General features: G+C 36.3%; 17 protein-coding genes. 7 read left to right on the forward strand and 10 right to left on the reverse strand.

Annotation, left to right across the window (positions count from 1 at the left end):
* The 3 genes from IPL24_11940 to IPL24_11950 all read right to left on the reverse strand — a co-directional run.
* On the reverse strand, positions 1–373 hold a 373-nt coding region (locus tag IPL24_11940), incomplete at its 3' end, for a response regulator (protein MBK8364351.1).
* Positions 370–1,659 carry a CHASE3 domain-containing protein gene (locus IPL24_11945; protein ID MBK8364352.1) on the reverse strand — a complete coding sequence of 430 codons (1,290 nt, stop codon included), beginning with the start codon at positions 1,657–1,659 and terminating at the stop codon, positions 370–372. The genes IPL24_11945 and IPL24_11940, both read right to left, overlap by 4 nt.
* Positions 1,660–1,928: 269 nt before the next feature.
* Positions 1,929–4,781 carry a hypothetical protein gene (locus tag IPL24_11950; protein ID MBK8364353.1) on the reverse strand — a complete coding sequence of 951 codons (2,853 nt, stop codon included), beginning with the start codon at positions 4,779–4,781 and terminating at the stop codon, positions 1,929–1,931.
* Between the two features lie 257 nt (positions 4,782–5,038).
* Between IPL24_11950 and IPL24_11955 the strand changes: the two genes are divergently transcribed.
* Positions 5,039–6,586 (forward strand): glycine--tRNA ligase, encoded by a 1,548-nt coding sequence (locus tag IPL24_11955; GenBank protein MBK8364354.1) that lies wholly within the window; start codon positions 5,039–5,041, stop codon positions 6,584–6,586.
* 160 nt (positions 6,587–6,746) lie between these two features.
* On the opposite strand, the gene IPL24_11960 is transcribed toward IPL24_11955, so the two are convergent.
* The 5 genes from IPL24_11960 to IPL24_11980 form a co-directional block, all read right to left on the reverse strand.
* The gene (locus IPL24_11960) at positions 6,747–7,166 is read right to left on the reverse strand and encodes a hypothetical protein (GenBank protein ID MBK8364355.1); all 420 of its coding nucleotides are present in this window, start codon (positions 7,164–7,166) and stop codon (positions 6,747–6,749) included.
* An 83-nt stretch (positions 7,167–7,249) separates the two neighbouring features.
* Complete coding sequence (locus IPL24_11965; GenBank protein MBK8364356.1) at positions 7,250–8,002, reverse strand: T9SS type A sorting domain-containing protein; 753 nt, start codon at positions 8,000–8,002, stop codon at positions 7,250–7,252.
* 248 nt (positions 8,003–8,250) lie between these two features.
* Entirely contained in the window at positions 8,251–8,838 is a 588-nt protein-coding gene (locus IPL24_11970) for an aminoacyl-tRNA hydrolase (protein ID MBK8364357.1), read from the reverse strand.
* 220 nt (positions 8,839–9,058) lie between these two features.
* Positions 9,059–9,667 carry a 50S ribosomal protein L25/general stress protein Ctc gene (locus IPL24_11975; GenBank protein ID MBK8364358.1) on the reverse strand — a complete coding sequence of 203 codons (609 nt, stop codon included), beginning with the start codon at positions 9,665–9,667 and terminating at the stop codon, positions 9,059–9,061.
* A 34-nt stretch (positions 9,668–9,701) separates the two neighbouring features.
* On the reverse strand, positions 9,702–10,634 hold the full coding sequence (locus IPL24_11980) for a ribose-phosphate pyrophosphokinase (GenBank protein MBK8364359.1): 933 nt from the start codon (positions 10,632–10,634) through the stop codon (positions 9,702–9,704).
* A 278-nt stretch (positions 10,635–10,912) separates the two neighbouring features.
* Between IPL24_11980 and IPL24_11985 the strand changes: the two genes are divergently transcribed.
* The 6 genes from IPL24_11985 (at position 10,913) to tnpA (ending at position 21,058) form a co-directional block, all read left to right on the forward strand.
* Positions 10,913–13,105 (forward strand): PKD domain-containing protein, encoded by a 2,193-nt coding sequence (locus IPL24_11985; GenBank protein ID MBK8364360.1) that lies wholly within the window; start codon positions 10,913–10,915, stop codon positions 13,103–13,105.
* Between the two features lie 21 nt (positions 13,106–13,126).
* Complete coding sequence (locus tag IPL24_11990; protein MBK8364361.1) at positions 13,127–15,349, forward strand: T9SS type A sorting domain-containing protein; 2,223 nt, start codon at positions 13,127–13,129, stop codon at positions 15,347–15,349.
* Between the two features lie 8 nt (positions 15,350–15,357).
* Entirely contained in the window at positions 15,358–17,568 is a 2,211-nt protein-coding gene (locus IPL24_11995) for a T9SS type A sorting domain-containing protein (protein ID MBK8364362.1), read from the forward strand.
* Positions 17,569–17,840: 272 nt separating this feature from the next.
* Positions 17,841–19,514 carry a response regulator gene (locus tag IPL24_12000; protein ID MBK8364363.1) on the forward strand — a complete coding sequence of 558 codons (1,674 nt, stop codon included), beginning with the start codon at positions 17,841–17,843 and terminating at the stop codon, positions 19,512–19,514.
* A gap of 11 nt (positions 19,515–19,525) precedes the next feature.
* Positions 19,526–20,125: an HD domain-containing protein gene (locus IPL24_12005; GenBank protein ID MBK8364364.1), complete on the forward strand. Its 600-nt coding sequence runs from the start codon at positions 19,526–19,528 to the stop codon at positions 20,123–20,125.
* 498 nt (positions 20,126–20,623) lie between these two features.
* Positions 20,624–21,058 carry an IS200/IS605 family transposase gene (gene tnpA / locus IPL24_12010; GenBank protein MBK8364365.1) on the forward strand — a complete coding sequence of 145 codons (435 nt, stop codon included), beginning with the start codon at positions 20,624–20,626 and terminating at the stop codon, positions 21,056–21,058.
* Here tnpA and IPL24_12015 read toward each other — a convergent pair.
* Positions 21,045–22,568 carry a hypothetical protein gene (locus IPL24_12015; protein ID MBK8364366.1) on the reverse strand — a complete coding sequence of 508 codons (1,524 nt, stop codon included), beginning with the start codon at positions 22,566–22,568 and terminating at the stop codon, positions 21,045–21,047. The two genes, tnpA and IPL24_12015, sit on opposite strands and share 14 nt — an antisense overlap.
* Complete coding sequence (locus IPL24_12020; GenBank protein ID MBK8364367.1) at positions 22,565–23,146, reverse strand: RNA polymerase sigma factor; 582 nt, start codon at positions 23,144–23,146, stop codon at positions 22,565–22,567. Before IPL24_12020 ends, IPL24_12015 begins: the two co-directional genes overlap by 4 nt.
* Positions 23,147–23,172: the final 26 nt, after the last annotated feature.

Here is a 23,172-nt window from a genome sequence, read left to right on the forward strand (position 1 = left end):
TCATGTCCTTGTCCAGTGGTTTACTTTCATACCCGGTGACTTCTTTAATTTCATTGGCTTTCTTAATATATTCCGGATTGGTTGATGTGCTTAAGATCATGATCACAACTTTTGCCTTTTGCTTTACATCAAGATCTTTATATTCTTCAAGAAATTCCCAGCCATTCATTTTAGGCATATTGATATCCAGGAAAATCAATTCAGGCGGAACCCTGTCTTTGGTCTTTAAATACTTAATTGCTTCGACGCCATTTATTGCTATGTCAATTTTTTCTGTGATTGCAAGTTTGCGTAAAATTATTTCATGGTATTCATTGTCGTCAGAATCGTCATCTATTAATAAAATGCAGTTTAACTTCTTTTTGAGTTTCATAATTTCTGATTTTTTGAAATAGTAAAATAAAACGTACTACCATTGTCCGGCTTGGAAGTTACCCAGATCCTTCCTCCATGCAATTCAACAATTTTTTTGCACTGTGCAAGCCCAATTCCTGTCCCCGGATAATCTTCCCTTGTATGTAATCGCTGAAAGATAGTAAAAATACGCTCGAAATATTGTGGATCAATACCAATGCCATTATCAGAAATTGAAAAAACAAATTCAGTTTGATTTTGCGTTGAAGAGATTTTTATTTCGGGTCTAGTGCCTTTCGCTGTAAATTTTATGGAATTAGTGATGAGATTTTGAAATAAGGATTTCAAACTCTGGTGACCGACCACAACCGGTAATTTTTCAATTGTTATCCGGGCTCCGGATTCTTTGATAATAATTCCAATATCATGAACCACTTCGTCAACTAACCTGGCAGTGTTAATTTTTGTGCGTTCCATATCCTTTCCCAATCTGGAATACTCCAGCAGATCATTTATCAGATTTGACATGCGGCTTGCAGCTGCAATTATTTTATCCATATACCTGTTAGTACCCGGATCTGTATTTGCTTGTAGCTTTTCTTTCAGAAGTACAGAGAAATTTGAAATACTCCTGAGTGGCTCCTGCAGATCGTGTGCAGAGATATATGCAAATTGTTCGATCTCATTATTTTTACGTTCCAGTTCCTGATTCTTAATTACAAGTTGTGCTTCAGTTCTCATTCTCCTGTTAAGTTCACTTACTATCGTAATTGCTAAAAAAATCGTAATGATTATTGCGAGTATACCTTCTCTTATAAATATTGTTCTGCTTTCTTTTAAACTTGAATACGTAATATTTTTTCTTTCTGAAAATAACATTTCTTTTGATTCCTGTAGAGCAAGATTATACTCCCGGATCTTGTCCATGAAAAATTTACCTTCACCGGTTGTCAATAAATCCTTAACTTCCTCTTCTTTACCTGCTCTTTTAAGACTGATAATATTATCAATGTAATTTAATTTGAGATCAATGTATTTATTAAGAGAATCCATCAAAGGCTGAATACTTTTATCATTCCTGGTCAGTTCGATAAGAGTATTTCTTGTTACTAAAATTTCTTCAATTGATCTATTGTAAGGCTCCAGATATTTTTCATTTCCTGTAATGACAAATCCACGCTCTCCGGTTTCTGCGTTTAGTAAATTGGTCAGATTATTTTTTAGATTAAAAATAATTGTTCTTGTATGTATTTGTGTGTCCAGATTTTTCTGAAGCTGATCAATAGAATTGATCGAATACCACATGGTCGAGACCAACAATAAAAGTATGGTGCAAAGAATAATAATAATTCTTGTTTTTACCTTGGGCGATATCACAAAGAGATCTATTTAGTTTAAAAGTTGGTTTGCAAATTTAATAAAGATTTTAATTATTAGTGGATTGTTTATTCTACTGTAAAGTTATATTTTCCGATTAGTGTGTAAAATAATTCTCGCCATCAACTACTTACTCTCATCTCATTCTAAGTTCTCGATAAATCTAAGTGAAATAAAAAAGGAAGCCGCAAATTCTTTCAAGGTCTTGAAACTTTAATGAATAATGGTAAGTTGTATTCAATGATTGAAATATCTAATGAGTCAACTTTCCCGTCTCCTGAAAGATCTGCTGCCGAGTAGTGTACTAGATTATTTGTAAATGATGATTCAATAAATGAATAATCTGCAGATTCAATAATGCCATCACCGCAAAGTGGACACACATATCCATTATTAATTTCTCCGCTGTACAAACCCCAGACCTCGGGATTGCTGCTCAATAAAGCCAAATTTGATTCATAAACCTGACCAGGATTAACAGAAAGATCATAACTTGCATTTTCGTAAATATAAAACGGATAAGCAGTCCATATTGATATTGAATTTCGATGGCTGATCAATATATAATAATAGCCTTCAGTGACAGAATTAAGTTCAACAGTTACACTTCCATCAGTCTTTAGTATGCCGGTTGCTTTGGCTTTTTCAGAATAATTACTTGGGTCCATTAAACTTATCGATATTGTGTCAACGTCATCTATATCTATGGAATTTCCTGTGATGTATAAACAACCTCCCAGACTATTGTTGTCCATCTTGCCGGATGTAATATTATAATATCCCTGGATAAATACTTTCAGGGAAATGGAAATGGGAGGGCAGTCATCCTGATTTCCATTGCAGTTTTCATCAACGCCATTGCACAAAATTTCAATTGCACCATAGTTTATTGTAGCATCCAGATCATTACAATCGGTTCCGTAAGTAATATATGAATAACCAAACGGAATATTTCCTCCCATGCAAATAGATTCTATACCGGCATCATAACCGTCTTGATCCATATCAATATAAATATTAACAATTTGAAAAACTGAGTTGTCAAGATCGTTGCAATCGTTTCCATTTGAATAATATGAATATCCGGTTGGAATAGATCCTCCTATGCAAAGCGATTCGATTCCATTGTCATAACCATCCTGATCATTATCTTTATAAAGAGAGGCTAACTGGAAGACAGTATTGTCGTAATCGTTACAATCAGTACCAGATGTATATAGCGAATAACCCGTTGGAATAATTCCAAAGAAACATATTGTTGTATCACCACTATCATAACTGTCAGAGTCTTTATCAATATATACACTTGTACTTTGTGTAAAATAAATATCGCTGGAGTTGTCACAACCATATACAATCGGATCTGTACTTACCACTCTGATTCTGTAATTTCCGATAGGTAAAATTGAGTCGGGCAAATGACAATTTATTGTACCCGGATCTACCGAAAAAACTGAATTAAGAATAATTGGATTTTCAAAATGACCATATTGATCACTTAGTTGAGCGATAAATAAATTTCCTGTATTAAAAGTTCCGTTCAATGAATACGAAACATTCAGAGAATCATCACTACAAATAGTTTGACTCAGTGTGTCAGTAAAGATTTTCGGCGAAACAGATTGTAAATATTTTGCTATAAATATATTATCCGAACCTGTCGAAGTCTTAAAATTTTCAGGACATCCTGGAGCAAAATCGGAACTGTTCCAAAAAAATCCGCCTATGTAAAAATCACTGTCGTTCAACAAATTTATCTTTGTAGCAAATACTGTTGGTGATTGTTCATTTAATGAAAATGAATTTTCATAATTCCCGTTTTTATCAAACTTCACCCACGTTGATATATTATTCCCAGATATAAAAAGCGAATCAGGACCGGGATCTAAATCTTCTTTTCCCTCTATCGTACCAATAATATGTAAATCGGAATTACTATCAAGTTGTATCGAATTGGGATAAAAAGTGCTATTTGGCGTCTGTGTATAAAGACTACTGATAGTTTTATACCATATCAGTTCACCATCAGAAGAAAATTTTTCAAATAAAGCATCACTTCCACCCTGGCCGACTTCAATTAATAAATTTCCATTACCGGTATCAATGGTAATATTCTGTCTGAATGATGCTGATAAATAAATATTTGATGAATCATCAATAGCCAGATCGGTGCCATTAGCCAGGTAAACAGTTGGAACTATGGCCCAGATAAACTGCCCGTCTGGTGAATATTTCGCCAGATACAACGAACCTTCATGTAATACTGTATCTATGGATGGATCAAAATCTACTATTCCAAATATATTTCCTGTAATGTAAATATTGTTTTGAGCATCTGCTTTAATTGCGTCTGCCGTTTCAATAAAAGCATTTGACGGACTTCCCATTGCAAATGCCCAGAGGTTTGTTCCTGTACTGCTGAATTTAGCGACAAAAATATCTGTACCGCAAGTATAAGCGAAAATGGTATCTGTCCCAAAGGTCAGATAGTAACTAAAAAAACCACTTAATAAAATGTTTCCTGAATTATCTATAGTCAATGCCCTGCCTGCAACGTCTGAACCGCAAAAGCCGGAACCATGACAACTTCCGGAACTCCTGACCCACTCGAAATTCCCGTCATTATCATACTTGGCAAGAAAATATGAATGTGATGAACCATAGAAACAATCACCCGGACCATATACAAAATGCATATTTATACCCGGATCAAAATCAATTGCATCAGATCTAAAACCACCGGTGATATAAATATTGCCTGTTGGATCGATACAAATTGCTTCTCCGTATTCATCGCCTGTTGAACTAATTACTTTTTCCCAGATAAGATTGCCCGATGAATTATATTTACAAATGAATATATCCTGATCATTATTGATTGACCTTTTCGATCCGGTAACGTAAATATTTCCTGAATTGTCGGAGACCATTCCTTTCAATCGATTTTCGGATCCATTGTCAATTGATTTATTTGACACCCATTCTGAACGTTGAGAATATGATAGATTGGTAATGGTTAAAAGTATGTAGAGCAGAAAAAATTTCTTCATATCGTTAATTCATAGCATTTATTTAAATTTTAAATAGGATTATTTCAACCAATAATTTTACAATCGATTACAATTTTATTAAAAGGCTTTTAATTTTCAAAGGGGAATTCTGAAACTTCTAAAGATAATCATGTTTTATTCAAATGATTTCATGAATTAATCTGAAGATGATTTATTATTGATTTTCTAGCGTTTTTTCGCTTTCCGGGTATAAATTTCCATTCATTATAGCTGCATTTTTCCTACTTTTGCCACCTATGGCAACCCCCACAACTGAAGACTTATTCAAGAACATCATTTCCCATTCAAAAGAGTATGGGTTTATTTTCCAATCCAGCGAAATTTATGACGGTTTAAGTGCCGTTTATGATTATGGCCAGAATGGCGCTGAATTAAAGAAAAATATCCGCGACTATTGGTGGAAATCAATGGTCCAGTTAAATGATAATATTGTCGGTATCGATGCTGCTATCTTTATGCATCCTACTACCTGGAAAGCATCCGGACACGTTGATGCATTCAATGATCCATTGATCGACAATAAAGATTCTAAGAAAAGATACCGCGCGGATGTTCTTATCGAAGATCATCTGGCAAAGATAGAAGGGAAGATCAACAAAGAAGTTGAGAAAGCCCGTCAGCGTTTTGGTGAGACGTTTAAGGAAGAAACGTACCGTACCACGAATGCACGTGTTATGGAATACCAGCAAAAGATCGACGATGTAAATGCGCGTTTCAAAACAGCACTTGAAGCAGAAGATCTTGCTGATGTAAAACAAATAATTCTCGATCTTGAAATTGTTTGTCCGATAAGTGGTACACGCAACTGGACAGATGTTCGTCAGTTCAACTTAATGTTCAATACTCAGCTTGGTTCAGTTAGTGAAGAATCGAGTACAATATATCTTCGTCCTGAAACAGCGCAGGGAATTTTTGTAAACTTCCTGAATGTACAAAAGACGGGCAGGATGAAACTTCCTTTTGGCATTGCTCAGACAGGAAAAGCATTCCGTAATGAGATCGTTGCACGTCAATTCATTTTCCGTATGCGTGAATTCGAACAAATGGAAATGCAGTTTTTCATTCGTCCGGGAACTGAAATGGAATGGTATGCGCACTGGAAAGAAACAAGAATGAAATGGCATAAGTCCCTCGGATTTCCGGGTAACAAACATCGTTTCCATGACCATTTAAAACTTGCTCACTATGCAAATGCTGCATGCGATATTGAATTTGAATTTCCATTTGGTTTCAAAGAACTTGAAGGCATTCACTCCAGAACAGATTTCGATCTTCGCAATCATGAAAAATTTTCCGGAAAAAAACTTCAATACTTTGATCCTGAATTAAACGAAAACTATATTCCGTATGTGGTTGAAACTTCTGTCGGACTGGACAGAATGTTCCTTGCAGTTCTTTCGCAAAGTTATGCAGAGGAAAAACTGGAAGACGGTTCTGAACGTGTTGTGCTTCGCATTCCTGCTTTCCTTGCGCCCATAAAATGTGCAGTATTGCCATTGATGAATAAAGATGGTTTACCGGAAAAAGCAGAAGAGATCTTCAACAAACTTAAACTTGATTACAATTGTACCTCAGAAAGTAAAGACACTATAGGAAAACGATATCGTCGTCAGGATGCTATAGGAACACCATACTGCATTACAGTTGATCACCAGACGCTGGAAGATAACACTGTTACAATCCGTCATCGTGATTCTATGAAGCAGGAACGTATTGCGATTGATCAGATCGATGGTGTATTGAGAAGCAATGTTGATATGCGGAGTGCGCTAGCGGAGCTGTAGTGGATTCGTGTTTTGATCCATTTGGTCAAAGGTCAAAGGTCATAGGTCAGCCAGACAACACAGGCTTTTGATTTTGAATCCACTCAATGTTTGGATGTTGACCTCGACTTGACAAGTACTTATTAAAATGTAAAAACTGTACGTATTAAGAGACGCTTTTCTACGCAATAACTTTTTTACCTGCAATGATCTTATAACCTAAATACGCTCCCGGAATATAAATAAGTAACGTCAGAACAGACATCCAGATCTCTTCGCCCATTGCAACAGTATTTACTAATCCTAAAAAAGTAAGTATTCCTCCGACAATTAAGGCCGGATTTTTTGATTCTGACTTGATCAGTTTCGTTGCAACCATTCCTCCCACAATTGAAGCAATGAAATAGCATAAAATATGCAGCAACTTTGCAGCTAATGGCATTGCATCAATTGCTGCCTTGATAGCCGCCGGATCTTTCATATCTATATTCACCGGAAAAGGAAAGATTCTTGAATTTATGTATTCAAGGAGTGTGAGAACGATCATTGATGCTAATAATCCTATTACAACACTCATTGCACGTTTACCGGTATTTGCCATGACATTTAAATTTGATTTGCTAATGTATGAAAATAAAAAAACCCGGATAAATTACCCGGGTTCTTTATATTATTTATTGCTGATTATTTCTTAAGAATAATTCTCTTAGAAGATTCACCATTTTCAGATTTCAATTTAATGAAATAGATTCCGTCTTTGTAATCACTTAAATCAATCGACGGATTAATGTCAGATGCTTTAAATGCATAACGCTTTAATTCATTTCCTAATACATCGGTAATGATTGCTTCAATGTTTTTAGGAGTATTCAACGTAAGATTAACTTGTCCACGAGTTGGATTCGGATAGGCAGTGAATGCAGAAGCAGAAGTTTCTGTAATTCCAACTGAACTTACGCTGGCACAGAAATCATCGAAGGCTACGTTTCCTGAATCTTTGTCGTAGTAGAACATCAAATATTTTGTCCCCGGTGTTAAGTAAAATGCTTTTGTTTCTGAAACAGAAGCTACAGGAATGATGGTTTCTTTTACAGTATATGTTACACCATCGGGAGATTCAGAAAGGATCAATTGACTGTTAGCCATTGTACCCCCAGTAGAAGCATTTCCTTTCATCCAGAAACTGATACTGTCATATCCTGTTAGATCAGGAGTGATCATAGAACAAGAATCACGACCGAATTTATACGAATTCGGGCCGCTTGGACCTGAACTTTGAGTTGAAGTATAATAACTACCAACCGTATAATAAGTTAAAGTAAATCCGTGATAATTTGGACCTGAAGTTGTGTCAAATGAATTCCAGTTCTCGCAGATCTGTGCATTCGAAACAAGTGATCCTAAAATTAAGGCAATTAGAGTAAAGATTTTTTTCATTTATTTATTTTTTTTGACTTCGTTCAAAGATATGCAAAAAGTGTGACACCAAGCAAGGATTAACCGTTGATAAGTATTATTTTGACGTTAAATATTGGGTTTTTTTAATGAAATTCAGGAAATGATGGCGATTTTTTGGTTGAAGAATGCAATAAGAGGTTATAGACTAAAGACTTTAAATGACTTGAATGGGGGCAATTTTTTCTCGCAGAATGATCGGTCGGTTTAAGAGTAAGTTTAAAGTACACCTACTTATTATTAAACTCTGACATGGTTCGATCTACCCCAATCCCAATAAAACTTTTCACGATCTCAACTGATCTTTCAATTCGTTCCGGTAGAGTCTTTTGTTCTTCTGTATTCCATTTTCCCAAAACATAATCAACTTGTTTGCCTTTGCTGAAATCACTGCCAACACCAAAACGTAAACGATTATAGTCAGTAGTATTCAGAGAAAGAGCAATGTCTGCCAAGCCATTATGGCCACCATCACTACCTTTTTTCTTTAATCTCAAAGTACCGAAAGGAAGTGCCAGGTCGTCGGTAATAACAAGTAAATTCTCAACAGGAATTTTTTCTACACTCAACCAGAAATTTACTGCCTTGCCACTTAGATTCATGTAAGTGGTAGGCTTTATTATAATGATCTGATGTCCTTTGAATTTAGTATGATGAATAGTAGCATGCTTATCGATAGTAAATAACCTGTCTGTTGCTTCACCGTTTTTCACCAACGATTTAGCCAAAGCATTCGCTACCTCAAATCCAACATTGTGCCGGGTGAATTCGTATTCAGTACCAATGTTGCCAAGACCGGCGATGAGGAATTTGCTCATTTTTTAGTAAGTAGTAATTGGTAAGTAGTAAGTAGCAAGCTTCATTATATTTCTCTTGTATCTTCGATTCAATAGTATTGACAAAAGTATATTTTTTTAACAAATGAAAAGTGTTTATTGAAAGTAGAAACTTGCTACTTACCACTCACTACTTACCACTTACTAATCAAAAAAAAGCCCGCAACTCTCGTCGCAGGCTTTCAAAGAAATTAATTGCTTATTATTTTTTCGCAGCAGCAGCACCGGCAGCAGGAGCTGCTTTTTCGTCTGTTGCAGCAGCAGCTACAGCACGTGTAATTTTCACTGCTGTAAGTACACTGTTTGGCGAATTTAAAATTTCAACACCTTTCAACTTGATGTCACGAACACGGATATCGTCGCCGATATTTAATTCGTTAATGCTTACATCAATTGAATCAGGAAGATCTTTTGGTAATGCTGAAACTTTCAGACGACGAGTCTTAGTTACCAGCTGACCACCTGCACGAACACCAACTGCATTTCCTGAAACTTTTACAGGAACTTCAATTGTGATCTTTTTGTTTTCATCTAATTCAAGAAAATCGATGTGGTTGATACGATCTGATACAGCATGAAACTGAATGTCTTTCATTACAGCTTTGTAGCTCGCACCGTCGATGTTCAATTCAACTGTGTATACATTAGGTGTGTACACCAGTCCTTTTAGAGAGAGCGCCGGCGTACTGAAATGGATCTGTTCTTTTCCACCATAAAGTACACATGGAACTTTTCCCTCTGCTCTCAGGCGAATGTTTTCCTGTTTTGTCTGAGCTGCTCTTTTTGTTCCGTTAATTGAAATTGATTTCATTTTGTTTTTTTGTTATTTATTAATACTACTGAAATTAAATTAAGAATAATTCATTGATACTTTCATAGACGTACACCCGGCGGATAATTCTCGAAAACATTTCTGCTGTAGAAATGACTTTGATCTTATCTGATTCATGACGAAGCGGAATTGTGTCTGTCACAACAAGCTCTGTCAGTCTGCTTGCAGCTATTCTCTCATATGCTTTTCCTGAAAGAACTGCGTGTGTACAAAATGCTCTGACACTGTTTGCACCTCTGTCGAATAACATATCAGCTGCTTTCGTCAATGTACCTGCTGTATCTACAATATCATCGACTAAAATGATATCACGACCTTCAACTTCCCCAATGACCATCATTGAATCGATCTCATTGGCTTTTTTACGTTGCTTGTCGCAGATAACCATTTCTGCATTGAAATATTTCGCATATCCTCTTGCACGATTTACTCCACCCATATCAGGTGCTGCAATGGCAAGATGCGGAAGATTCAATGAATGTATGTAAGGAACGAATAATGATGAAGGCTCTAAGTGGTCCACCGGAACATCAAAGAATCCCTGTATTTGTGGAGCGTGTAGATCCATCGTAACAATACGTGTTACTCCGGCTGCGCTCAACAGATTTGCAACTAATTTTGCAGCGATTGAAACCCTCGGTTTGTCTTTCCTGTCGGAACGTGCAAAACCAAAATATGGAATTACTGCAGTAATGTAATGTGCAGAAGCTCTTTTAGCAGCATCGATCAACATCAGTAATTCCATCAGATTATCCGATGGAGCAAATGTTGACTGAATAATGAAAACATCACATCCGCGAACTGATTCGTCAAACGAAGGCGAAAATTCTCCGTCACTAAAACGAACTACATTCACATTTCCCAAAGGAAGTCCGTATCCGGTTGCAATTTTTTCTCCAAGATACTTTGTCTCAGTTCCTGAAAATATTTTTACGTTGCGTTCCATTGCTCAGACCCTTTTTTGGGGGCTGCAAAGAAAGGAAAAAGGGGGGATAAAGGCAAATAAAAGTAAGGCTTTGTGCCGGATTAATTGCAGCATTATTTGGCTTGAATCGCCGAATAACCAATGTCTTGACCCTTGAAATCCAGGTGTTCAGTACCCATTTTAACCAATTTGCCAAAAAAACGATGATATTAATCCTGGATATCGGCAGAAAAGTACATTTGTTGTTCAGAGAAGCCCTCCTAACGCTCTGAAAATTGATCATCAAAAACTTTGTTCTCATGAAAAAACTCCTACTCTGTTTATTTTCAATGATATGCATGTTCAATGCAAAAGCTCAAATTGTCTCAATTAATCCCGATAGCGCGCTTCGCAATCAAACCCTTACTACGACAATTACTATGTCTACCGGGTTAATGTTTAATGCGTCTGCTCCATGGAACTCCAGTGATATTTATCTGCAGCAAGGTGGGACAACCATTCTTGCATCAACGTTTAACTGGCCGTCTTATTTTGACTCTGGATTGATGAGAATGGTTTATGCTGATTCCGGATACGCAACTTTTACTATTCCGGCGAATGCTCCAAATGGATTTTATGATGTAAATATTAATATCTATCCTTTTGCTACTCCGGTATTATACACTCTGTACAACGGATTTTTTGTTGGTTCACCTGCCGGAACTGTAAGTGGAAAAGTTTACTTCGATCAGGATCAGGATGGAAATTATGATGCTGGTGAACTACCGGTGTCTAATCAGATGATCAGAATTTCTCCGGGAAACAATATAGCATTGACAAATTATGCAGGAGAATATACTTACTATGCCGATTCAGGAAGTTATCTTTTTGAATATCTCCCTTCTGCTAATTTTACACAGACTTCAGTACCTATAAACTATACAGAAACAATTCCACCTTCAGTGACAGGCAGGGATTTTGGAACTTATTCAACAGCTAATCTGTATAGTAATAAAATAAATATAATTCAAGACTGGTACAGATGTAATATGGCAGTACCACTATTGATCCAGATCCGGAACGATGGATTTTTAACTGTAGAGCATCATGTAACACTTTCTACATCCAATTTCCAATACATTTCATCAACCGTTCCACCGGATTATGTTACTTCTAATTCCTATGGATGGATAATCACAAATGTCGGTGGCGGTCAGGCTTCACTCGTGGGCGGAGGATTAATTTATCAAGCCCCTTCAGCCGGAAGTGTGGTATTTATCCACGTCTCTGACAGTATATTTGACTCTTCGAATAATTTACTTACTGTACTTTATGACAGTTATTATTCTGATGTCCGATGCTCTTTTGATCCGAACGATAAACATGTTTCTCCTGAAGGTGTGTTGTCACAACATTATACTCCAATCAATTCGCCACTGACTTATCACATCAATTTTCAGAATACCGGAAATGACACAGCTTATGATGTATTCATCCTTGATACGCTTGATGCAAATCTGGATCTTTCTACATTCGAAGTTATTGCAAGCAGTCATACGATGACTACACAAATGACAGCAACAGGTGCTGTCAGATTTAATTTCTTTAATATCATGTTACCGGATAGTGGTGCTGATGAACCGGCAAGTCATGGCTGGGTAGAATACAGAATTAGTCCGAACGCAGGATTACCTGATCCGACAGTGATCACAAATACTTCGCATATTATTTTTGATCAGAATGTTCCTGTTGTAACAAATACAACAATGAATACAATGACTGCTTTGCAATATCCGCAATCAATATTTGCAACGGAAGATCAAAACATTTGTGAAACAAGTTGTATTTCGTTTTTGAATCAATCAGAGTCCGGAACTTCATATTCATGGACCTTTGCAGGAGGAAATCCTGCATCAAGCACATCAGCTTCACCCGGTTTGATCTGCTATTCAACCGCAGGAAATTATGATGTTACATTAATTACGACCAATGCACTCGGAAGTGATACTTTAATTCAGCCGGCATTTATTTCTGTAGCAACATCACCGGGAGTTTTCTCTATAGTTCAATCAGGCGACTCTCTTGTAGCTCCTCAGGGATATGATTCGTACCAATGGTATTACAATAATAATCCGATTTCAGGTGATACTTTGTATTATCATGTAGCAACTCAAAATGGCGACTATGGAGTTGTTGTAGGAAATTCGAATGGTTGTGAATCCGGAGTAAATATTCCGAATGTAATTATTGGCGTAGAATATTTAACATCAGGAAAAATTATTGATGTTTATCCGAACCCATCAAATGGAAATTTTGAAATTACTTTCGATGCTGTGTCGTCAGATATGATTGTTGTTACAGTGATCGATAAGGTTGGGAAAATTGTATTCGAAAAAGAAGTACTCGTAAATTCAGGTTCAAATAAAATTAAAGTTTCGAATACAATTTCGCTTCCGGAATTTATCTGCTCAAATTGTCAAATGATAAAGGTGTTGTTTCAAAACGATTGGTAATAAATAAATAGATCTAGCCACATGAAAAAGCTCATATTATCTTTGTTGATATTTTTATTCCATTCTGCTAATACGTATGCGCAGTCTATTGTACCAAATAATGGAATGCAAGGTCAATCGTTGCAAACTACAATTACACTAGCAGCAGGAGCAATGTATAGTTCTTCTGGTCCTATGGGATCTAGTGACATCTATTTGCAGCAAGGTGCTACGACAATTTTTGCCAATAGTGCTTATTCACCTTATTCTGATTGGTATTTTGGATATGATTCATGGGGAAATTATGTTTACACTGATTCCGGTCGTGTTATATTTGACATTCCTTTAAATGCACCAGGTGGATTATATGATGTTGTGGTATATACCTATCTCAATCCATGGGGTACACCAACACAAAATGTTATTCCCGGAGCATTTTTTATCGGTGTTGTTGCAGGAACTATTAGAGGTTCGGTTTATTTTGATACCAATCAAAATGGAGTGCGCGATCTTAACGAACCGCCGATGGCGAATAGTACAGTACAGTTTACTCCCGGCAATCAAATCGCTTTTACTAATAGTCAGGGAGAGTTTATCTTTTTTGCAGATACAGGAACATACACTACCTCTTATATCCCACCACCCACTTTTAGTCAGACGTCAACGCCATTAACTTATACTTCTACAATCCCGCCTTCTGTTACCGGACAGGATTTTGGTACATTCTCATCTTTATATGCACATGATCACAATATCAGCATTATAAGGAATAGGGTAAGATGTAATTTAAATGCATCACTTCCGGTTCAGGTCTATAATTCCGGCCTCCTGCCATCTCAGGATAGAATTACACTTATTACCTCTTCCAATTATATTTATGTTTCTTCTACTGTCGCACCTGACATAATAAACGGTGATACACTGACCTGGAATACTCCGGTAATTAATCCCGGTACGTATTATCACCTTGGTGGTGGCATTACATTCACGGCGCCTGCTGCTCAGCAGATTGTGTCAATAACTGTTATAGATAGTGTATTTGATCTTTCAGGAAACTTCGTTGAAGTGTACACAGATACTTATACATATGAAGTCCGATGCAGTTATGATCCGAATGATAAACATGTAAGTCCGGAAGGAGTGCTTTCGCAGAAATATACACCGATCAATTCAGCACTTACTTATCTTGTAAATTTCCAGAATACAGGAAATGATTCTGCCTATGATGTATTTATTTTTGACACACTTGATGTAAATCTTGACCCTCTGACTTTCGAGTTGCTGGGAAGCAGTCACGAAGTAAATACACAGCTTACTCCCAATGGAGATGTTCGTTTTAATTTCTTCAACATAATGCTACCTGATAGTGGCACTGATGAGCCGGGAAGTCATGGTTGGGTATTGTTTAAGGTGAATCCGGATGCATCACTTCCTGACCCGACAGTAATAACCAATACTGCTCATATCGTTTTCGATCAGAATTCTCCTATCATAACAAATACTACATTAAATACTATGACAGCATTGCAATATCCGCAATCAGGATTTAGTACTGCTGATGTAAATATTTGTGAAACGAGTTGTATCATTTATAATAATCTTTCAACATCAGGTACCAGTTATAACTGGAGTTTCCCCGGTGGTTCTCCTTCATCAAGCACAGCATCCGCACCGGGAGCAATTTGTTATTCTACATCCGGCTCGTATGATGTAACGCTTATTACTACTAATGCACTTGGAAGTGATACTCTGATCCAGCCTGCATATATTAATGTGGCAGTATCTCCGGCAATTTTCTCTGTTGTTCAATCAGGAGATTCTCTGATCGCTCCGCAAGGATACTCAGGCTACGAATGGTATTTCAACAATGTGTTGATTCCGGGCGATACTTTATATTACCATATAGCCACCCAGAATGGGGATTATAGTGTTGTAGTCAATAATCCTAATGGATGTGAGTTGGGTGTAAATATTTCTGGTGTGATCACAGGAATTGAAGATGATATATCTTCTTTAAACATTCTTGATGTGTATCCTAATCCATCTGCAGGTGCATTTGAAATTTCATTCTTATCGCAAGGAATTCAAAAAGTGAAAATTGAATTTTATGATTATGTTGGAAAAGTAATTGAAGCAAAAACTATTCTCTCTACAAATGGCTTGAATAAGATTGCATTTAATTCTTATGAACTTTCATCAGGCATGTATATGTTGAAATTAACAGATAATTATAAATCCGTAACTAAAATAGTAATGATCAAATAATCACAATCATGAAAAAATATTTCTATATCATATTTATATTACTTGCATTCACCGGATCTGTTACAGCACAGATTGTATCGGTGTCTCCTGATACGGCACGCAGAGGACAGATGCTTACCACTACCATAACCATGCAGGCTGGACTGATAACAAATGCTACACCGCCTTTTATGGGAAATGACCTCTATTTACAGCAGGGAGCAACAATTATTTATGCTACAAGTGTCAATTGGCCCGGCACTTGGGATCCTTTTAACCAAATATGGACAGTTGCAGATTCAGGAACAGCTACATTCAATATTCCAGGATCAGTTCCGTCCGGATTATATGATGTATTCGTAACTTTTAATCCCGGCCCGTTTCCTGCAACATATTCAATGCCGAATGGATTCTTTATTAAGGATCCTGCAGGAACAATTCAAGGTAATGTGTTTTTTGATGTTAATCAAAATGGTGTACGTGATGTCAATGATCCACCTTTACAAAATGCGCTCATTCAAATTTCTCCAACTAATGAGTTGGCATTTTCTAATTCAGCGGGAGATTTCATCTATTATGCCGATTCAGGGACCTATACTACTTCCTATGTCCCAGCACCAACATTTAGTCAGACTACGATACCATTAACTTATACATCAACTATTCCACCATCAGTTTCCGGAAATGATTTTGGAGCATTTTCTTCATCTTTTTTATATGCACATAGTGCAGTTATTACGAGGGTGAGAAACAGATGTAATACGACTAGTGGAGTTAATGTGTCAATAAGGAATACCGGTTATCTTGGAGTTCAGGATAGAGTTTTCCTGATCACTTCCTCGAATTCTGTTTTCAGTTCATCTGTAGTTCCGCCTGATATGATAAGCGGAGATACACTAATGTGGAATACTCCGGTAATCAATGCAGGTTCAGTTTATAATCTTGGAGGTGGGATGCAATTCACAATTCCGGCCGCTATGCAAACAGTTACTATGAATGTAATAGACAGTGTTTTTGATCTGTCAGGAAATTTCATTGACGTATACTATGATGTCTTTAGTTATGAAGTACGTTGTGCTTATGACCCGAACGATAAACACTCTTCTCCTTTGGGCGTGCTTGCGCAACATTACACTCCAATAAATTCTGAGTTAACTTATCACATCAATTTCCAGAATACAGGAAACGATACGGCATACGATGTATTCATACTGGATACTCTTGATGCTAATCTGGATCCTACTACATTTATGGTTTTGGAAAGTAGTCATCCAATGGCTGCACAAATGACTGCATCAGGTGCAGTGCGTTTTAACTTTCTGAATATAATGTTACCTGATAGCGGAATAGATGAACCGGGTAGTCATGGTTGGGTCACTTACAGAATAAGACCTGATATTGGTTTGCCGGATCCTACTGTAATAAGAAATACATCATATATCATTTTTGATATGAATGATCCAATAGTCACAAATACGACTATCAATACTATGACTGCCTTGCAATATCCCCAGGCTAACTTTACAACAGGTGATGTGAGTATCTGTGAAACAGATTGTATAATTTATAATAATCAATCAGTGTCAGGTACAAGTTATAACTGGAGTTTCCCTGGTGGTTCTCCTTCTTCAAGCACAGCATCGGCACCCGGAGTAATATGTTATTCTACATCCGGCTCGTATGATGTAACGCTTATTACTACTAATGCACTTGGAAGTGATACTCTGATCCAGCCTGCATATATTAATGTGGCAGTATCTCCGGCAATTTTCTCTGTTGTTCAATCAGGAGATTCTCTGATCGCTCCGCAAGGATATTCAGGTTATGAATGGTACTTCAACAATGTGTTGATTCCGGACGATACTTTATATTACCATATAGCCACCCAGAATGGAGATTATGGGGTAGTTGTCAGTAATCCAAATGGATGTCAGTCGGGAGTTAATATCTCAAATGTCACTATTGGAATTTACGAAACGGTTGATTCAAAACTAGTTACACTTTATCCAAATCCTGCTTCAGATAGGGTTGAAATATCTTACAATTCAATGACTAACGACATTGCATTTATTTCGATTATTGATAAAATTGGTCAGGTAGTAAAATCGGTTGAGTACAAATCTGCAACCGGATCCAATAAGTTTGAATTGAATACTTCCGAACTTTCTTCGGGAATCTATACCATTCAAATTAGTATCGGTTCAAAACTCATCTCAAAGATGTTAATGATAAATAAGTAATTTTCTGTATTGTTTTCGTGTTATAGTTATAGTAAAAATGCTTCTCTGTGGTGGGGAAGCATTTTTTTTTAACGGAAATTATGAACGAATAGCGAATAGTGAATAACGAATAATTAGCTTCCTTTTCAGGTTTTTCTTTAATTAATCTTGTACGCCATCCTTGCTTCCGGTTCGATTATCGAATCACGAATCTCCAAAGCAAGAGCAGTTTTAACTTTTCGAAAAAAAAATTATCTTGCAACTTGTATTGAGAGAGTTATTACCCACACACTATGACCGACATAAAACAATCGCTTTCTTCTTGTATTCTGTTTGACAAAATGGATAAAGAAGTAGTGTCTGAGATTCTTGCTTCTTCGCAAAGGGGAAAATATTCTACCGGTGATCTATTGATTGAAAAAGGATCTGTTCCAAAGGCTCTTTTTATTATTGAAAGCGGTACAGTTGGAATTTATAACGAAGATGTTTTACTTGTAAGGTTGAGTGAATTATCTATTTTGGGTGAAAGTTTTTTGGCTGATGCATCAGCAACTGCCACTATTGTAGCCCTTACGGAATTAAAGACACTGGAAATAAAAACAGATCATTTCTATAATCTGGCAGTGAAGTATCCGCAATTAATATTCAATCTTTTTGCAATTAATCATCAACGACTTAGAAATTCAAATGAATCTGCTCTCAAGGAAGCACATGCACGTGAAGAAAAACTTGCATTGTTAGTGAAAGAGCGTACCGCTGAATTAAATAAAACACTCGAAGATCTTGTTAAAACCAATTCTGAATTAGAAGAAACACGTGACAGTTTAATTGAAACACAAAAGTTCCGCCAGCAATTTCTTGCAAACATGAGCCATGAAATTCGTACGCCTATGAATGCAATTGTAGGTTTAACGAATTTGTTGTTGAAATCCAAACTAGACGCACAGCAAGACAAATATCTGAATGCTATAAAAAAGAGTGGAGCAAATTTACTCGTTATCATAAATGATATTCTTGACCTAGCAAAGATCGAATCAGGAAAAATGGAATTGGAAAAAGTTCCATTCCCTTTGGTTGCTGCAATAAAAAATATCCATACAATTCTTAATCTGAAAGCGGAGGAAAAAGGTATTCAGATGATTGAAAATGTTTCCCCTGATATTCCTGAATGGGTGATGGGTGATGAAACGAGAATTACACAGGTAATTATGAACCTTGCAGGAAATGCAATTAAGTTCACAACCAAAGGAAGTGTTACAGTTGATGTCACTCTGGAAAGTAAAATTGAAGATAAGTGCAGAGTAAAGTTCAGTGTTAAAGATACCGGAATAGGAATTCCCGAAGATAAGATTGATAAGATCTTTGAAAGCTTTGGACAAGCTTCTGCAGATACTACACGTAAATTTGGTGGTACAGGACTTGGTCTCACTATTTCAAAGCAACTTGTGGAAATGCATGGCGGAGAAGTAAAGGTGAAGAGTGTAGTTGGCGAAGGATCTGATTTCTATTTCATCATTGATTATTCACAGACAATTAAACCTGTTGAAGAAAATATCGACGACTCTGCAGCAGGACATAATATGAAAGGGAAGAAGATATTATTGGTAGAAGACAATGAATTCAATCAGCTTGTTGCAGTTGATACAATAAACGATCTCTTTCCGGATGTAATTGTTGAAGTAGCGGAAAACGGAATTGAAGCGTTGAAAAAACTTGAGAGCAACGAATACTCATTTGTATTTATGGATATTCAAATGCCGGAAATGGATGGATATGAAACAACAAGACAAATTCGTAAATTGAATGGTGAAAAAGGACTGATCAGAATTTGTGCAATGACAGCAAATGTTACCAAAGACGAGATAGACGCTTGTCTCGCCTCTGGAATGAATGACTATATGATGAAGCCATTCACACATGAAATTCTGAAGGAGAAAATCTTAAAAAACACTTTTGTTCACGCATAATAGATCCTTTGATGAACCGCTACGATAAAGTATTTTCTTTTATGACTGAAAAGCTGGAAGCAGAAATGCCTGCACGGCTTTCATATCATAGCCTGAATCATATTTTAGATGTGTTAGGTGCGGCGATTAATCTTGCAGAATTAGAAAAACTTTCTGAAGCCGAAACAGAACTTTTAAAAATTGCTGTCCTGTTTCATGATGCAGGGTTTATTAAAACTATCAGAGGTCATGAAGAAGTTGGATGTAATATGGCAAATGAAATTTTACCTCCATTTGGATTCAACAAGCAGGAGATAGATATTATTTCGGGAATGATCATGGCAACTAAATATCCGCCTGCACCCAAAACACTTTCTGAAAAAATTATCTGTGATGCAGATCTTGATTATCTCGGTCGCGATGATTTCTTTGAAATCGGAAATAAACTTTTTAATGAATTGCGTTCACAAGGTTCCTTGTCCAGCGAAAATGAATGGAACTCTCTCCAGGTCAACTTTCTCACCACACACCGGTATTTTACAGAAGCATCAAAACAATTGCGCGAAGAAAAAAAGAAAATTCATTTGCGCGAAGTGAAAAAGTTGGTGATGGCTTCGAATGAGGATTTATAGAAAATATTTTATCTGAAGCTGGATTCATGTGGCTAAAGCCATGCGAGTGCTTGACTTTCTTTTTAATCCGTCAGCTAAAGCTGACGGCAATAAAGTAGGCGCTATTTAGGATTAAAAGATTTAATTCATACAAATTAATTATTCCTGACTTTCATAAACAAACCTATCTTTTTAAGTTGCACTTTTATTGCAGTCAGCTTTAGCTGACGGTTAAAGAGAAAAAAAAGGTGCCGGACTTTAGCCAAACTTATCGTTTAGAAATAGATTTCAACTGTATTTCCCCATTGCCGTCTACTTTTTTGCCGTCTACTTTATTGCCGTCAGCTTTAGCTGACGGAAGAAGAAAGAATCTAACCAGCCCTCGGCTTTAGCCACATTTTTATCTTGAATCAAGCAATTAATTCTAATAAATGCGGGAAAGTAATTCAATCATAACAAAAAACATTTTCATAAATGATAACCTAATTATATTTGAACAAATCTTTTTAAAACAATTATATGTCGTACGCAAGAATTTGGGTTCATTTAGTTTTTGCAACTAAAGAACGAGCACCATATTTAAATAAATTAATTAGAGACGATGTTTTTAAACATATTATAGAAAACGGTAAAAAGAAAAACATCTATTTGAGAAATGTAAATGGATATGACGATCATGTACATTGCTTATTATCGCTTGCAAAAGATCAAACTATTTCACAAGTTGCTCAATTAATAAAAGGAGAATCTTCGTTTTGGATTAACAAGAACAAATTAACAAAGGAAAAATTTGCCTGGCAAGATGATTATTATGCAGTTTCTGTATGTGAGTCACAATTGTTAAAAGTTGCAGACTACATTAATAATCAAGAAAGCCATCATGCAAACAGAACATTTAAAGAAGAATTAGACGAACTCATCAGAGAGCATGGGCTCAATATTATTTCAACATAAACGAAACCCCTGCACTAATGCCCACTGCAGAATATTTCTGCTCAAATCCCGCATCATCTTTTACTATTGAATTCAAATTCATCTGATACTTTGGTCGCAATAAAATATGAATTCCGGGAGACATACAATATTTTAATTCCAATCCGACCTGACCATTCAGAATAATTTTCCTGAACAAATCAGGATCGCTAATTTTCACTACATCATTCCCGGCATTGTTTAGATAATATCCTTTACTGTAAACCAACATTCCCGCAGATACACCCGCTGACACACCGTATTTGAATTTCTTTTTGCCAAAGTAATAACTAAGTGTTACCGGCATTTCAACATATGAAATAATATTTGTTCCTGTACTTTTCAGAATATTTTGATTGATAACAATCTGTTCGATAGAATCACTTTGCTGAATGTAATTGCTGTCAAGTCTTTGAATTGTTTGCTGTGAAAGATAAACAAACCCGTAAACGTAATTTGTATCTGTAACAATTACATTAGTTAAGAATGTATTCCAGTAACTGTTGTCGATCAGAAACATACTTTTCACACCGGGATCATAATTTACTTTTTCTCCGTATTGAGTATATCCTAACCCTAAGGAAATAGAATAATGATCAGTAGATCTTGAAACTGCCAGATTCAATTGTGGAGTTAACACTTCTGTTTCCCAGGAATTTCTTCTGTGTTCAACCATCAGATTTTCAAATCCGGAAATGGATTTCGAGATTTGATTTACACCTGCAAATATTTCGAAACGATATTCTGCAGTATTTTTTGATTTCGGAGTTTTAATTTCTTCTCCTCTGGTTGAATTCAGCTGATGCTGTGCTCTTTCAATTTCAAATTTATTGAAATGTCTTGAATGAAGTGCATAAACTGGCAATTGAGTTTTATTGCTTTCAGATGAAAATGCAACGACCGTGGCGTCTGAACTTATGACCTCTTTCGTATTTAAATTGCTGTTAATGATATTATTTGTTGGGAATATGCCTGATGAAATATCCGGAGTTCCCTGAACAGTAGTTTGGGCTTTTGAATTCGTTGCAGATTTATTTTCACCCGATGAAATTGGTAAAGTGTTTTTTGAGATAAATGAATTTGCAGTTGATTGCTTTTCTGTTTTTGCAATTCTCGGAAGTTCAGTATTATTTTTCTTATTAATGGAATTGGTATTTTTGCTGGAAATATTTTGTTCAGTTAAAATTTCGGTTTTGTGATTTTCTGTACCTGTAGTTTTAATTGACGAATTGTTTTCAGAAATGTTTTTCTGCAGGGAATTATTTTCTTCAGGTGAGTTTTTTTCAATAGCAGCAACAGGAGTTTCAATTCCCTTATGAGAATCAGATAAAATTACACTTTTGTCAGAAGCGATATATAATAGTGACCCGGCAATGGTCAAAACGGAAATGATCCAGAGGGCAGCTTTGCGGCGACGTTTTACTTTGTAATGATTGTCGAGAAGTTTTTCGGCACCTGACCAAAAATCTTCCGGCTTCAATTCTGTCTTCATGATAGTATTTTATTAGAAATGCGATCATTCTTTCTGATCTCATCTATCAATGTTCGTAATGCTTTCTTGGCCCTGTGTAAGTGAACTTTTGATGTTGAAGAGGAAATGCCAAGTAATTTGCCGATCTCTTCATGTTTGTATCCATCTATAACATATAGATTGAAGACTGCTTTATTCATCTCGGGAAGCTGATCAACAGCTTCGATTATTTTTTCTTTGTCGATCGTATGTTCGATCTCTTCTTCTACTGTCAGATTGTTTTCGTAGTATGAAACTTCCGTTGTTTCAATCAATCTTTTATAATTACTGTTTTTTCTGAATTCGTCAATGATATAATTGATGGCAATTCTTCTTGCCCATAATTCAAAAGGGACATCTTTGGCTTTTGGTATATATGTAGAAATATTTTTAACCATCTTATAAAAAACCATATTCAGCGCAGCCATACAATCGTCTTTATTGATATAATAACGACGACAAATTGCATACAGAGACTGGAAACACTCACGGTACAGATCGTAATGTGCTTTCCGGTCATCTTTCCGGCAACGTTCTAAAAGTTCTTTCGATGGCTTCATCTTAAAATGGAAAAAGGATGTTGTAA

It is taken from the genome of Bacteroidota bacterium (assembly GCA_016711505.1).
Classification (GTDB): Bacteria; Bacteroidota; Bacteroidia; order AKYH767-A; family 2013-40CM-41-45; genus JADKIH01.

Bases quoted from the DNA above. Each gene is read 5' to 3' on its own strand.
- IPL24_11945 (MBK8364352.1), bottom strand. From the start codon at position 1,659: ATGTGGTATTCGATCAATTCTATTGATCAGCTTCAGAAAAATCTGGAC.
- IPL24_11950 (MBK8364353.1), bottom strand. From the start codon at position 4,781: ATGAAGAAATTTTTTCTGCTCTACATACTTTTAACCATTACCAATCTA.
- IPL24_11955 (MBK8364354.1), top strand. From the start codon at position 5,039: ATGGCAACCCCCACAACTGAAGACTTATTCAAGAACATCATTTCCCAT.
- IPL24_11960 (MBK8364355.1), bottom strand. From the start codon at position 7,166: ATGGCAAATACCGGTAAACGTGCAATGAGTGTTGTAATAGGATTATTA.
- IPL24_11965 (MBK8364356.1), bottom strand. From the start codon at position 8,002: ATGAAAAAAATCTTTACTCTAATTGCCTTAATTTTAGGATCACTTGTT.
- IPL24_11970 (MBK8364357.1), bottom strand. From the start codon at position 8,838: ATGAGCAAATTCCTCATCGCCGGTCTTGGCAACATTGGTACTGAATAC.
- IPL24_11975 (MBK8364358.1), bottom strand. From the start codon at position 9,667: ATGAAATCAATTTCAATTAACGGAACAAAAAGAGCAGCTCAGACAAAA.
- IPL24_11980 (MBK8364359.1), bottom strand. From the start codon at position 10,634: ATGGAACGCAACGTAAAAATATTTTCAGGAACTGAGACAAAGTATCTT.
- IPL24_11985 (MBK8364360.1), top strand. From the start codon at position 10,913: ATGAAAAAACTCCTACTCTGTTTATTTTCAATGATATGCATGTTCAAT.
- IPL24_11990 (MBK8364361.1), top strand. From the start codon at position 13,127: ATGAAAAAGCTCATATTATCTTTGTTGATATTTTTATTCCATTCTGCT.
- IPL24_11995 (MBK8364362.1), top strand. From the start codon at position 15,358: ATGAAAAAATATTTCTATATCATATTTATATTACTTGCATTCACCGGA.
- IPL24_12000 (MBK8364363.1), top strand. From the start codon at position 17,841: ATGACCGACATAAAACAATCGCTTTCTTCTTGTATTCTGTTTGACAAA.
- IPL24_12005 (MBK8364364.1), top strand. From the start codon at position 19,526: ATGAACCGCTACGATAAAGTATTTTCTTTTATGACTGAAAAGCTGGAA.
- tnpA (MBK8364365.1), top strand. From the start codon at position 20,624: ATGTCGTACGCAAGAATTTGGGTTCATTTAGTTTTTGCAACTAAAGAA.
- IPL24_12015 (MBK8364366.1), bottom strand. From the start codon at position 22,568: ATGAAGACAGAATTGAAGCCGGAAGATTTTTGGTCAGGTGCCGAAAAA.
- IPL24_12020 (MBK8364367.1), bottom strand. From the start codon at position 23,146: ATGAAGCCATCGAAAGAACTTTTAGAACGTTGCCGGAAAGATGACCGG.